Source organism: Kurthia zopfii (genome assembly GCF_003143955.1).
Classification (GTDB): domain Bacteria; phylum Bacillota; class Bacilli; order Bacillales_A; family Planococcaceae; genus Kurthia; species Kurthia zopfii.
The window spans coordinates 1-12,603 of record NZ_QFVS01000054.1; the positions used below are offsets into that span (position 1 = coordinate 1).

Below are 12,603 nucleotides of genomic sequence, written 5' to 3' on the forward strand. Positions count from 1 at the left end.
ATGAGGCATCATTCCTTTCGGGTGGGTTGTTTAGTCGCTACCATTATACCGAATTTGGGGAGGTGCCTCATTTTTATTTAATTTTACCCCTTGATAACAAAGGGATTGGAATTATGAAATTAACTCACTTATATATTGAGTGCGATTATAACGATCGGTGTAATTATTTTCGCAAATCTGACATCTGTTTCTCCGACTCATAAAATAGGAGGGAATGGGAATTTTGAACTGAACCCCGAATAATGGACACTTTAATAAAAGTGACCTTATTCGGGGTTTTTATGATTCAAAACCAGTTATACTAGAAAATAATAACTTGGAATGGGAGATTTTTATGAGTAAAATACTTTTTAACGAACATCAAAGAAGACAACTAGAATTAAATCCAAATGTCGCATCCATATCCGATCGCGCTATTCAATATAAAGCTGAGTTTAAAATATGTGCAGTTCAAGAAAATTTGATGGGTAAAGGACCTTCGCAAATCTTTATCGAAAATGGATTTGATTTAGAAATTATTGGAGTTAAGAAAGCTAAATCGTCGTTAAGTCGTTGGAGAAAAACATTTAAAACCTATGGCGAACAAGGATTTTTAGAAGAACGACGAGGGAAAGGAAGCACCGGTCGCCCTTCTTCCAAAGATGTTTCATCTGAGAAAAAATTAGAAAAGGCAGAAGCACGTATTAAGTATCTAGAAGCTGAGTTAGAATTACTAAAAAAGCTAGAGGAACTCGAGAGGTTGGCGAAGAAACGGTTTTAAAACCACATGAAAAATACGCAGTAATTAACGAAGTTATTCGAAAATATCAATTGAAAAATATGACGCGTTATCTTTGTGAATTAACTGATGTGAGCCGGAGTGGCTACTACGCGTGGCTTCAAAATTCAGAAAGACAGGCGATTCGGGAAGAACAGGACTATGAAGATTATTTATTATTAAGATCGATCTACGATGCTTTTAAAGGGAAAATTGGCTATCGTGGACTTTACATGACATTAGTAGAACTATTAGTGACACCAATGAACCACAAAAAGATTCTACGATTAATGAGGAAGTTTAATTTCTTTGCGAAAGTTCGTCGTGCAAATCCATATAGAAATATTGCGAAAGCAACGCAAGTCCATCGGATGGTCCCTAATCACTTGAATCGAGCATTTAAGCAAGATGAACCAGGAAAAGTATTTTTAACAGATATTACTTATTTAAAATACCGTGGTCAGACCGCTTACCTATCTTGCGTAAAAGATGTAGCAACGCGTGAAATTATTGCCTATGAACTATCAACAAGTTTAAAAATGAGTATTGTATATCGTACTTTAGAAAAATTAGAAGAAGCGTTAGATGGAAACCTTCATCCAGAAGCGATAATTCATTCGGATCAAGGATTCCATTACACTCACCCGGAATATCAAGTACGTGTAAAGAAAATAGGATTAAACCAATCCATGTCACGCCGTGGAAACTGCTTAGATAACGCACCTATGGAATCATTCTTTGGGCACTTTAAGGATGAAGTAGATTATCAAGAAGCACAAAACCTATTGGAATTGAAGAAAATGGTGGACGAATACATGGAGCATTATAATTCAACACGCAAGCAATGGAGTCTAAAAAAGATGACTCCGGAACAATTCCGAAGTCATCTAATCGCTGCATAAAGACAGAGTATCTTTTTTTAAACTGTCCGAGAAATAGGGTTCAGTTCATTTTGGGTTAATTGGTTTCTTTTATTTATTTCCATTTATTATTATTTTTATGACCATGACGATTAATTATTTAAACAAGTATATGTATAAAAATTTGTTGAATAAAACGATTCGAATAATTACATGTACAAGTTTTTTTGTAATTGTATTGATTACAGGTATTACATTTAAAAGAGCGTTTAAATTAAAATCATTATTATTTGAAATTAGTCCTATATATCATGGGAGAGAAAATATACCTTTACTCACTATGTATTCTAATGAAATTTTTTTTAACACTTCTACATTTTTTGTAATAGTATCTATTTGTTTTTTTATTAGTGGCGTGATGAACTTTAATAAAAAGAATTTGTTGTAATATTTTTACATTTATCAACATTCGGTAGAATGTTGATAAATAAATGTAATACCTGATTGAAGTTCTTCTGTTGAATAGTTCAATTTAGCTTTTACGATTTTCACTTTTTCTATTTGCTCTTCTCTTTTCAAATCATCAAAGTATAAAAGCGTTGCGACCAATTCTAAAAAACGTGAACTTTTTGCATTCATTTTTTCAATGATTGATTTTAAGCGAGGATTTTCTTCTCCTAAAATAGAGGTGAATTCTTTGCCTGATTCAGTCGGCGCGTAGCAATACTGCACGTACGAACCTTTATCTTCTTTTCTCTCTGTCATAAAGCCTAAATTGCAAAGTTCTTCAACGCGGACAGTCAATTCCTCAGAATATGGTCCATACATATGGAATGAATACTTCTCTTGGAATGAAAAATTCATTTTTTTCGCAATGAATATCATTTTTTGTAATTTCTTTCTGCCAGTGACTTCTCCTGCAAGTGACACGAATTGTACTACTTTTGCGTGATCTTGTAACAAGAACTTTGCCTCCTTTTTATGCATCTAAAATAGCGATAATCCTCTCATGAATCGGATTATTTACGTCTAATAAATCTTTCGGATAATATAATTTATGATCCGTTCTTCTTTTTCCTGAAATGGCATCTACAATATCAGATGAACGTGATAATTCACTCAAATCTTTATTCGGTAATTGTAAATAGATCGGCACTCTTTCGCCTTCTTCACCTGGACGATAAAAATCATAAGGTAAATCCGAAGATGAATCCATTACTAAATAATAGTTTGGATCAAGTCCCGCTTCATCAAATAATTTCTCCAATTGCACGAGTTTTTCCCAATCTTTCGCAGGATCGACATCTGTAAACTTGAATAATTTTCGATTTAAAAAACGCGTACTTAAATCACGCAAAATTGCGTCCTCTTCCTTCGTCCAAAATTGGAAATAAGCCATAATAATACTTTCATCAAGTGCGATATAATCTGCAAGCTTCACATTTCCTTCAAAGAAACTGGTGAAATGATCAATCGATATCTTAAAGTCATAGCCGTCTTTGTATAAAAACTTTGCTCGTTCCAAAGTTTTCTTCAAAATCACTTCTGCACTACGTGATACAGGATGGAAGTACACTTGCCAGTACATTTGATAGCGACTCATAATATAATCTTCGATGGCGTGCATACCCGTTGATTTAATGACGATTTGATCTGGTTGTGGACGCATGACACGAAGAATTCTTTCCATATCAAAATGTCCGTAGCTAACGCCAGTGAAATAAGCATCACGTTGTAAGTAATCCATTCGATCCGCATCAATCTGGCTCGATATTAAGCTAACAACTTGTTTATTGGGATATGTTTTCGCAATAACTTCCGAAACTTTTTGTGGAAATTGATCCGACACGCGGCTCAACACTTCATTCACTTCGGTATTTCCTAAAATAATTCTTCTCGTAAATTGCTCATGATCTAAATCAAAAACATGCTCAAATGCGTGTGAGAACGGGCCATGTCCTAAATCATGTAGTAAACCTGCGCATAGAGCGACTAAACGCTCAGATTTATCCCATTCAGGGCGATTAACAAATACATCATCCACCATACGACGAACGATTTCATAAACGCCTAATGAGTGACTAAAGCGACTATGTTCCGCTCCATGGAATACGAGATAGGTCGTTCCTAGTTGTTTAATTCTACGTAATCTTTGGAACTCTTTCGTAGCGATCAAATCCCAAATCAACTGATCTTGAACATGTATGTAACGATGAACAGGGTCTTTAAAAACCTTTTCTTCTGCTAGTTTTTGTGTTGCGTATTCCATCTCACACCTCCGACTTTTCTTTTGTATCATTGTAACGAAAACTGCTTCCTTTTTACACCAAAACGATCCTCGCTAATGAAAAGTACCCCACTAGAAAAAACAGCTTCATCTGTCGCTCTAGCAAGGTACAATTCACTCTATTCCATTCCTTCTGGTTCAATGAATCCTTCAGGTAATTTCTTTTGAGATTTTAATTTTTTGATAACCTTTGGAATTAATTCGTCTTCCGTATGTGCAGCGCATGGGCGATTATTGACAAAAGTAAATGTCTTTCTAAGTCCCGGTCCGCAATAAGAGTGGCATTTAATGTCGATTTCCGCATTTGGGTCAATCGCTTTTAATTTTGGAATTAATGTTTTAAGGTTAACAGCCTGACATTCGTCGCAAACACGAAATTCGTTTGCCATAGTGTCGACAGTCCCTTCTATATCTAATTTCATTAACGTTAATTTTAGCTACTATCTCTCGAATAATCAACCTTCTACAGGTGCTAACATCTTCTGATTTCGCTCAAAAACACGTTGTAAATAAAATCCGTACTGCTCTAATTCATCCTGTTGTAAACCACCCATCAACAGTTCATCGGAATGTTCGTATAGGAATTTTTGCAGATTTTGAACAGTTTGTGAAACCGTCAATTCTTCCTCCAAAAGTTCTGATAATGAAGCCATCACTTCTGGTTTCACTTTAGGATATTGAAATTTCGTCTGCTCATTTTGCAAAGCGACTTCATAAAAATCACGAATCAATTTTGCACGTTCAGCGCCGCTTCCTTCAATCGAAAGATAGATTTGCACCGCAATCCCTTGTCGAAGTCTACGCTGTGAAATACCTGCAAACTTCTTCCCATCAATACTTAAATCATAACTTCCCGGACAGTAAGAACCGACAATTTCATATGCTTCAATTCGATCGGCTGCTTGTGGGAACAATGCTTTAATCAATTCCACCATGACATCGTAGCCTGAATTAATATCGATCTTCCCTTGTTCTTCAGATAGGACGATGGAAATATTTAAAATACCCGGATCTAAAACGACCGCAAGCCCTCCTGAATTTCGAACAATCGGCTTATAACCTCTTTCTTCAAGTAAATCCATGCCCGCATGAACGAACGGTAGTCGATGATCTTGAATGCCAAGTACAACCGAAGAATCATGAACCCAAGTGCGAATTGTCGGTGCGCTCATCCCTTGCCCGACTAAGTGGCAAAGCGTGTCATCTGCTGCAAATGATTCTAATGGCGATTGTGTAAGGCCACTCACCGATTGATCCCATAAACGCCATGTTTTCTGTGTTAAATAATGTGTCATATCTACTTCTCCCGTACTTTTTCTTTATTTTATCATACTAGCATACCATGAATTGAATTGTGACAAATTGTGTCCACGCAAAAATACAGTGAAATTCAGCAAATACGGACTGTGCCAACGTTTTACTTTTTTATACTGTAGCAAGAACACAGTATATTAGTTTTTTGAGATATGAAAATGAGGAAATTCAACATTCATTCACAACTGATGTGCTTAAAAATGCTATAATACCTATGATTGAATCTCAATTTAAAAGGAGTGTTCTACATGATTGAAGCTGCACAAACACTAGATGGTTGGTACGTTTTACATGAATTCCGTTCAATGGACTGGGCTTCTTGGAAACTCGTTTCAGAAAAGGAACGTACAGAAGCTGTAGAAGAATTGATCCAATACTTAGAAAAACTTAATGAAGCAGATGTTGCTAAAACTGGCTCACATGCTTTTTACTCAATTGTTGGTCAAAAAGCCGATTTCGTGCTGATGACTTTACGTGAAACAATGGAAGAATTAAATGAATTAGAAACAGAATTTAATAAATTGGCAATTGCTGATTTCACAGTTCCTACTTATTCATATGTATCTGTTGTTGAACTTTCAAACTACTTAGCAAGCAAGAAAAATGAAGATAGCGATGCACCTGCAGAAGATCCGTATCAAAATCCTCACGTTCGCGCTCGCCTATATCCAGAGCTTCCTCGATGGAATCATATTTGCTTCTATCCAATGGACAAACGTCGTCAAAAAGGCGCTAACTGGTATATGTTAGATATGGATGAACGTCGTGAAATGATGCGCAGCCATGGTATGATTGGCCGCGGATATGCTGGTCGTGTGAAACAAATCATCTCTGGTTCAATCGGTTTCGATGACCACGAATGGGGCGTTACACTATTCGCAAACGATGTACTTGAGTTCAAAAAATTAATTTACGAAATGCGTTTTGACGAAGTTTCTGCTCGTTATGCAGAATTCGGTGAGTTCTTCGTTGGAAATATTTTAGATAACGAAAAATTAGTAAAAATGCTTTCTGTATAAATAAAAAATCCCACATTACAATTTATGTAGTGTGGGATTTTCTTTTGATTTCATGCGTCTTAGTATAAAGAAAATTTTGCACTTAATCTTTTTACAGACTCGACAATTTTCGCTTCAATTCGGTCATCAATTAATAATTGTTCATCCGCAAAAGCTGCTAATGCAGGGTTTTCGCCAACTAATACTGTAAATTGAGCATTTTCAAATAGCGCTAAATCTTCTTCATCTTTGCCATATACGAGAAATGTGTTTTTTTGAACACCAAATGTTCTCAATGCATTCCATTTACTTAATCCTCTTGGCGTAATTTCAAACATTTCTCCATCGTCAATTTGTTTCGTGATGACGTTTAGTTGTTCTAGCTTCTCCAACAAACTTTTACGATTGGAAGCACTTAATATTGTAATTTTCCATGCTGTTGGTAAATCATCAATGGCAAAATTCTCGGCTAATTTCTGCGGATCCACATCATTTACAACACGATGATATGCCCCGCCTGTGTATGAATAATCCCAATCGCTTTCAATGAGATAGGTCGCGTCAAAATCACAAATTAATTCCTTTATTTTCGAAAACATGGAAGTTGAAAAGGCGACAATTTGCTCAATATTCCCTCTAGAACAGATCACCGCTCCATTTCCACCGATCATTTTATATTGATGAAATCGCTTATCCACTAACGTCAACATTTCGCGAATCGACTTGGAAGAAACAAAAATCGTTTCATGTCCTTTTTCAGAAAGAAATGTCAGCATCTCCGTCAAATAAGGACTCACTTTTTCGTCATTAAAAACAATAGTTCCCTCCAAATCAAAGACAAATCGCAAATATACCACTTCTTTCTTAACTCTTACTTTCAGAGGTCATTTTAAAAATAATACCCCTTAAGTTCTATTTTAACACCATTGTAAAAGCACTTGATTAAAAAATAAAATCCGTGAAAGTTAGTAGCAACTAATTCTTTCGACCTTAATTGCAATTATTCACAAAAAAACCTTATTTTATTAATACTAAAGTAATGAATTTATTAATGAAAACCAGGACTTTAAGTAGTGAAATTGTGGTATATCATGAATATTAAGGAGATTTTAAAGTTGAAAAAAATATTTAGTCTTTTACTCATTATCCTATTTTTCAATATGTCCCCGCTCACGAGCCTAGCGAGTAGTTCTACAACGTTTAATTCATCTGTGAAAAATGATCTGGATCATTACTTGGAAAAAGTAGGTGGCGAAGTATCCATCACGTATGAAAATATGATTTCACAAGAAAAATATACATATAGACCTGACGCGACTTATTTTGCTGCAAGTACGGTTAAATTACCTTTAGCGTTATACATAATGGAACTTGCTGACGCTCAAGAAATTGACTTGAATCAAAAATTAACATATCAAAATCACCACTATGTCGGCGGTAGTGGCGTAATCCAAAATGATTCATTCGGTACACAGTTTACAATCAAAGAATTGCTTTCGAAATCAATGAAATATAGTGATAATATCGCTTTTGCTATGTTAGTTGAGAGAGTTGGACAACACAATTTCAGTGAATATATGAATAATCTTGGCGCACGAAATAATGCGACTGAAGCTTATAGTTATACTTCTACAAACGACTTAAATATTTTTGCGAAAAAATTGTATAGTTACAGTTTTCGAAGTGATCATGGGCAACTGTTAGACGATTATTTACAAAATACAGTTTACAATGATGCACTCCCACAGAGATTGGGAGAACTACAAGTCGCGCACAAAGTTGGCATGATGCCTATTGACCAAGTATCCCATGATTATGGTGTAGTGTATGCGAAATCCCCTTACACTCTTTCAGTTATGACGTATGGTTTTGACTATGCTTATTCAAATGAAGTCATCGCTGACATTACTGAAATTATTCATAAAAACCATGAAGCTTTTAATAAAAGGAATGATTTATCGATAATCGATCGAATCAAAATCGCATTCATCACGATCACGCATCAACCAAACTAAAAACGACTACCCATCCGAAACTGGGTAGTCGTTTTGCTTATTTCGCGTGTTTATTCGCTGCAAGCATTACTAAAATCCAACCTGCTAGGAAACTTACGCCGCCGATTGGTGTAATCGCGCCTAAAACTTTTACGCCTGAAAGCGCCATTGCATATAGGCTACCTGAGAATAGGATGATCCCTACTAAAAGTAAGTATCCAGCCCAATTTAATTGTTTTACAGGGCCAAAAATATTTTTACTCATTAAAATACCAATTAAAATTAAGCCAAGTGCATGAGACATTTGATATGTTACTGCTTTATCCCAAACATCTACATATCCTTTTGTTTCTAAGAAATCAGATAGGGCATGCGCTCCAAATGCACCTAAACCTACTGATAGTAATGCCATAAAGCCGCCAAGCATAATGAATTTTTTCATCTTTTTCCGTCCTCTCTAAAAGTCAAAAAGTGAGTCACCATTTGCATCTTCTTCATGTATTTTATTCACTTGAGAAGTTGTTACAACAGATTGCTGAGGTGGTACTACTGTTTGTGGTGGCGCAACATACGTCGTTGACGCTGCACTCGTTACTTGTGATTCCTTACTTTGTAATGCGACATCACATAATGCTTTAATCGCCGCTAAAGATTCACGCGATTTTTGGTCTGAAGTACCATCTTTCGCAAATTGAATTTGCTTTTCAATTTCAGCAAATATCATCTCGTATGAAATCATCACTTTGCCCCTCGCTGTTTCGCTTCATATTTCAGACAGTCCATGCCTGATGATTTTTTAACTACTGCTGTTGGTAGCTCTCTCGTTTTAAAGCCGTATGCTCTACAGCCTCGTGGACTTGCTGGATCCCATGTCACCATAAAATGCTGACAAGAAAAGCAATTCGGTTTCATCGAAAAAACCACCTCTCTTACTCACTTTACCATTATATTTTCGTGTCTTAAAGTTATTCAGAAGAAATTCCTACAATTGTAAATGAAGTTGTTCATCATTTGGACAATTGAAATCAATCGGATTTTGCCCCCATGCCATCAGTTGATTATTGATCGCTGAATACGGTTTACTTCCGAAAAATCCTCGATACGCGCTTAATGGACTTGGGTGAACATTTTCAATTATGAAATGGCGATTTGTATCAATTAACGCTTTTTTCCGTTGCGCTGGTTTTCCCCATAATACAAAAATCACCGGTTTTTCACGATTATTCAATTGGCGAATTAATTCATCTGTTACGACTTCCCAGCCGCGTCCTTTATGCGAATGCGCTTTATGTGCTTCCACCGTCAATACTGTATTTAATAGTAGAATGCCTTGATCCGCCCAATGTTGTAAATTGCCCGATTGCGGTTCTGGAATTTGTAAATCCGACGCCAATTCCTTATACATATTGCGCAGGCTTGGTGGGATTTTCACGCCTTCTTTCACTGAAAAACTCAGTCCATGCGCTTGTCCATGATCATGATAAGGATCTTGCCCGAGTATGACGACTTTTACTTCATCATAAGGTGTTGATTGAAAGGCTTGCCATACTTGATCTTTCGGCGGAAAAACTTCTGTCGTTTCATACGCTTCTTCCACAAATTCAGCTAATGCTTCGAAAGATTTTGATTCGAGTACATTTCGTAATTTCTGCTGCCAATCTTGCGGTAAATTGTTCGTTAACATCTACATTACTCCTTAAAATGAACAACGGTTTTATAGTCGACAAGCTCAAACATATTTGCCATTGAACGCTCGGTATTTCGTTCAGCAGTTTCCAATAACCCTTGTGTCATCGCTTCTTTCACCATTTGTTCCTGTGCTTCTTTTGCTAAACTGAAGCCATCTTTAATCGTCGCTTCATCTCGGAATAGCCCTTCTGATGAAAAGACTTTTACTTTTTTCAAATCGAGCGCCGCCTGACCTTGAACAGTTGGTTTTGGCAATGTCAGTTCAATGGTCTTTTTGCGTTCATCAACTTCAACATCTTTTTTCGTAATTTTGTCCAAATCAATGCCCGCTCTAACAGTACCTGGTACGATTACTAATACTTTTTGCTTCGTTCCTGGAATATTCAAACCGATTTCCTGACCGAAGATTTTATTATTTTCACGTTCGATGACGACTTTCGTATAAGATTCAGCCGCTGTTAATTCATTCAAATTATTAATTTTCTCGACAACCGCTTCTTCTGTTTGACGTGTTTCGCCTCCGAAAAATTTCGTCACAGCAACGGTCGCTCCTATAATAAGAATGAGGATGATTGCGATTCCCCATTTTAATTTACGTTTCAAAATTGTTCCTCCTTCAAATGTCCTTCTTCTATTATAAATTATTTATGAGAAAGAAGAAAAGGTTCTCTTTTGAAAACTGACCTTATAAAAAACTTCGATTTTGACCATTTCATTCGAGCCAGTTTCGATTTAAGATAGGAGTATTCTGATAAATACGACTTTTATATAAAGGGAGAGATTTACATGGCTCTATTTAAAACATTAACAATCGCAGGTTCGGACGCTTCTGGTGGCGCAGGTTTAGAGGCAGATTTAAAAGCTTTTGAAGCACACGGCACATATGGTCTTGCTGCTGTAACAGTAATCGCAACAATGGACCCAGACAATAACTGGTCACATGGCGTTTACACTTTACCAACGGATGTCTTAAAAGCTCAATTAAAAACAACTTTCTCAACAGGTGTTGATGCACTAAAAACAGGAATGCTTTCTACGGAGGAAGTGATCGAAGTTTCTGGTGAAGCGATTAAAAATTCTGGCGTAAAAAATGTTGTCATCGATCCAGTAATGGTTTGTAAAGGTGAAGACGAAGTACTAAATCCAGGCAATGTAGATGCTATGATCAAATATTTAATGCCTTTAGCGGCAGTAACTACGCCAAATCTTTTCGAAGCTGGGCAACTAGCGGGTGTGAAAACACCAAAAACAATTGAAGAAATGCAAATTGCTGCAGAAAAAATCCATGCTCTTGGTGCGAAAAACATCGTAATCAAAGGTGGTCGTGGCATCGATCATGATCAAGCATTCGACTTATTCTATGATGGCGAAAAGCATTATCTTTTAGAAACAGCGAAAGTGGATACTTCTTATAACCACGGTGCTGGCTGTACTTTCGCAGCTTCAGTAACTGCGAATTTAGCAAAAGGACTTTCAGTGAAAGAATCTGTATTTGAAGCGAAGGAATTCGTAGCTGCAGGAATCCAACATGGTTGGAAATTGAATCAATTCGTTGGTCCAGTTCTTCACGCTGCGAAAAATATTCACGGCGCTCCAACAGTAACAATTAAAGAACTTGCTCCAATTTCAGTAAAATAATATTTGTGAAGAAGTCGTTTCGTACGGCTTCTTTTTTTTGTTCTATTAAGATTATTTTCCGTCTACAAGTGGGAATATACTATTTGATCCCCATTTTATTTTTACTTTTTTACCCATTTTCAAGTAGAATGAAAGAAATCTGGAGGTGGTTCAATTGGCAATTCATCTACAAAATGTTTCGAAGTCATTTCAAAAGACGAAAATCATTCATCAACTGAATCTAGATGTGAAAGATGGTTCTATTTTCGGTTTAATCGGACCTTCTGGTGGAGGGAAAACGACGATTATTAAGATGATGCTCGGCATGCTTCCCGCTGATGAAGGGACAATCACAGTTTTAGAACATGAAGTTCCTCATGAACCATTACTTTATCAAATTGGCTATATGGCTCAAGCTGACGCACTTTATACCGATTTAACCGGTCATGAAAATCTCTCTTTCTTCGGGAGTATGTTCCATCTGAATAAGAAGAAATTACAGGAACGAATTGAATATGTAGCAGAGCTAGTTGATTTAACGCCATTTTTAAAAAGAAAAGTTGGTCTTTATTCAGGCGGCATGCGACGTAGATTATCTTTAGCAATCGCACTAATCCAAGATCCACCATTGCTTATTTTAGATGAACCTACTGTCGGCATTGATCCTGCGTTGAAAAAGAAAATCTGGCATGAGCTAATCCATTTGAAAAATAACGGCAAGACGATTTTAGTGACGACCCATGCGATGGATGAGGCTGCTCAATGTGATGAGCTGGCAATGTTGCGTGAAGGTAGTATTATCGCAAACGGCTCACCGAGTGAACTACTTGAGCAATTCGGTGTCGTTTCATTGGATGATGTCTTTTTACATGCAGGAGGTGTCGAAAAATGAGAATTCGCGCTTTAGTAACACGTATTTTGCAACAATTACGGAGAGGTGAACTACTCACCACTTAGCTTAACCTTGCGGTTCTTCACGCTTGAAGTGGGAGCTTCTTGGGAATAGAGCGTACTTGCAAGTGTATTTCTTTACTTGCAGCGGTTTCTCTTATTTGACCGAGCTAACCCCGTAGTTCCTACGGTTTGT

Annotated in this window: 15 protein-coding genes; 5 read left to right on the forward strand and 10 right to left on the reverse strand. The window is 36.7% G+C overall.

Features of this window, described 5'->3' with window-relative positions; all coding sequences use genetic code 11:
- Positions 1-334 precede the first annotated feature (334 nt).
- A protein-coding gene (locus tag DF281_RS13605; RefSeq protein WP_109350809.1) for an IS3 family transposase occupies positions 335-1,659 on the forward strand; the annotation gives its coding sequence in 2 pieces (ribosomal slippage) (positions 335-713 and positions 713-1,659; 1,326 coding nt in all).
- Positions 1,660-2,079: 420 nt separating this feature from the next.
- Here the strand turns inward: DF281_RS13605 and DF281_RS13610 are convergent.
- From DF281_RS13610 to lipL, 4 genes are all read right to left on the reverse strand, one after another.
- Positions 2,080-2,580, reverse strand: a complete 501-nt coding sequence (locus DF281_RS13610; protein ID WP_109350810.1) for a YwgA family protein — start codon at positions 2,578-2,580, stop codon at positions 2,080-2,082.
- 16 nt (positions 2,581-2,596) lie between these two features.
- On the reverse strand, positions 2,597-3,886 hold the full coding sequence (locus DF281_RS13615; RefSeq protein WP_109350811.1) for an HD domain-containing protein: 1,290 nt from the start codon (positions 3,884-3,886) through the stop codon (positions 2,597-2,599).
- A 137-nt stretch (positions 3,887-4,023) separates the two neighbouring features.
- Complete coding sequence (locus tag DF281_RS13620; RefSeq protein WP_109350812.1) at positions 4,024-4,293, reverse strand: YuzB family protein; 270 nt, start codon at positions 4,291-4,293, stop codon at positions 4,024-4,026.
- 66 nt (positions 4,294-4,359) lie between these two features.
- On the reverse strand, positions 4,360-5,199 hold the full coding sequence (gene lipL, locus DF281_RS13625; RefSeq protein WP_109350813.1) for an octanoyl-[GcvH]:protein N-octanoyltransferase: 840 nt from the start codon (positions 5,197-5,199) through the stop codon (positions 4,360-4,362).
- A 267-nt stretch (positions 5,200-5,466) separates the two neighbouring features.
- Between lipL and hemQ the strand changes: the two genes are divergently transcribed.
- Positions 5,467-6,237 carry a hydrogen peroxide-dependent heme synthase gene (gene hemQ / locus DF281_RS13630; RefSeq protein WP_109350814.1) on the forward strand — a complete coding sequence of 257 codons (771 nt, stop codon included), beginning with the start codon at positions 5,467-5,469 and terminating at the stop codon, positions 6,235-6,237.
- Between the two features lie 59 nt (positions 6,238-6,296).
- On the opposite strand, the gene DF281_RS13635 is transcribed toward hemQ, so the two are convergent.
- On the reverse strand, positions 6,297-7,073 hold the full coding sequence (locus tag DF281_RS13635) for an HAD-IIB family hydrolase (protein WP_166636155.1): 777 nt from the start codon (positions 7,071-7,073) through the stop codon (positions 6,297-6,299).
- A 258-nt stretch (positions 7,074-7,331) separates the two neighbouring features.
- Here DF281_RS13635 and DF281_RS13640 point away from each other — a divergent pair, with 258 nt between their 5' ends.
- Positions 7,332-8,231: a serine hydrolase gene (locus tag DF281_RS13640; RefSeq protein WP_166636154.1), complete on the forward strand. Its 900-nt coding sequence runs from the start codon at positions 7,332-7,334 to the stop codon at positions 8,229-8,231.
- 37 nt (positions 8,232-8,268) lie between these two features.
- Here DF281_RS13640 and DF281_RS13645 read toward each other — a convergent pair whose 3' ends face one another.
- From DF281_RS13645 to DF281_RS13665, 5 genes are all read right to left on the reverse strand, one after another.
- Positions 8,269-8,652 carry a DUF423 domain-containing protein gene (locus DF281_RS13645; RefSeq protein ID WP_109350817.1) on the reverse strand — a complete coding sequence of 128 codons (384 nt, stop codon included), beginning with the start codon at positions 8,650-8,652 and terminating at the stop codon, positions 8,269-8,271.
- A 15-nt stretch (positions 8,653-8,667) separates the two neighbouring features.
- Positions 8,668-8,949, reverse strand: coding sequence for a YwdI family protein (locus tag DF281_RS13650; RefSeq protein ID WP_109350818.1), 282 nt, complete (start codon positions 8,947-8,949; stop codon positions 8,668-8,670).
- Positions 8,949-9,122, reverse strand: a complete 174-nt coding sequence (locus tag DF281_RS13655; RefSeq protein WP_109350819.1) for a uracil-DNA glycosylase — start codon at positions 9,120-9,122, stop codon at positions 8,949-8,951. The genes DF281_RS13650 and DF281_RS13655 overlap by 1 nt, the downstream gene beginning before the upstream one ends.
- Positions 9,123-9,192: 70 nt before the next feature.
- The gene (locus DF281_RS13660) at positions 9,193-9,894 is read right to left on the reverse strand and encodes a uracil-DNA glycosylase (protein WP_109350820.1); all 702 of its coding nucleotides are present in this window, start codon (positions 9,892-9,894) and stop codon (positions 9,193-9,195) included.
- A 5-nt stretch (positions 9,895-9,899) separates the two neighbouring features.
- A complete protein-coding gene (locus DF281_RS13665) occupies positions 9,900-10,502 on the reverse strand; it encodes a DUF4230 domain-containing protein (RefSeq protein ID WP_166636153.1) in 603 nt (200 codons plus the stop codon).
- Between the two features lie 183 nt (positions 10,503-10,685).
- On the opposite strand from DF281_RS13665, the gene thiD reads away from it, so the two are divergent.
- Positions 10,686-11,537: a bifunctional hydroxymethylpyrimidine kinase/phosphomethylpyrimidine kinase gene (gene thiD, locus DF281_RS13670; protein WP_109350822.1), complete on the forward strand. Its 852-nt coding sequence runs from the start codon at positions 10,686-10,688 to the stop codon at positions 11,535-11,537.
- Positions 11,538-11,682: 145 nt separating this feature from the next.
- Positions 11,683-12,408, forward strand: coding sequence for an ABC transporter ATP-binding protein (locus DF281_RS13675; RefSeq protein WP_109350823.1), 726 nt, complete (start codon positions 11,683-11,685; stop codon positions 12,406-12,408).
- The last annotated feature ends 195 nt before the right edge of the window (positions 12,409-12,603 follow it).

Excerpts from the sequence above, each read along its gene's own strand:
- DF281_RS13655 (WP_109350819.1), bottom strand. The coding sequence starts at position 9,122 with ATGAAACCGAATTGCTTTTCTTGTCAGCATTTTATGGTGACATGGGAT.
- DF281_RS13645 (WP_109350817.1), bottom strand. The coding sequence starts at position 8,652 with ATGAAAAAATTCATTATGCTTGGCGGCTTTATGGCATTACTATCAGTA.
- DF281_RS13650 (WP_109350818.1), bottom strand. The coding sequence starts at position 8,949 with ATGATTTCATACGAGATGATATTTGCTGAAATTGAAAAGCAAATTCAA.
- hemQ (WP_109350814.1), top strand. The coding sequence starts at position 5,467 with ATGATTGAAGCTGCACAAACACTAGATGGTTGGTACGTTTTACATGAA.
- DF281_RS13620 (WP_109350812.1), bottom strand. The coding sequence starts at position 4,293 with ATGGCAAACGAATTTCGTGTTTGCGACGAATGTCAGGCTGTTAACCTT.
- thiD (WP_109350822.1), top strand. The coding sequence starts at position 10,686 with ATGGCTCTATTTAAAACATTAACAATCGCAGGTTCGGACGCTTCTGGT.
- DF281_RS13615 (WP_109350811.1), bottom strand. The coding sequence starts at position 3,886 with ATGGAATACGCAACACAAAAACTAGCAGAAGAAAAGGTTTTTAAAGAC.
- lipL (WP_109350813.1), bottom strand. The coding sequence starts at position 5,199 with ATGACACATTATTTAACACAGAAAACATGGCGTTTATGGGATCAATCG.
- DF281_RS13660 (WP_109350820.1), bottom strand. The coding sequence starts at position 9,894 with ATGTTAACGAACAATTTACCGCAAGATTGGCAGCAGAAATTACGAAAT.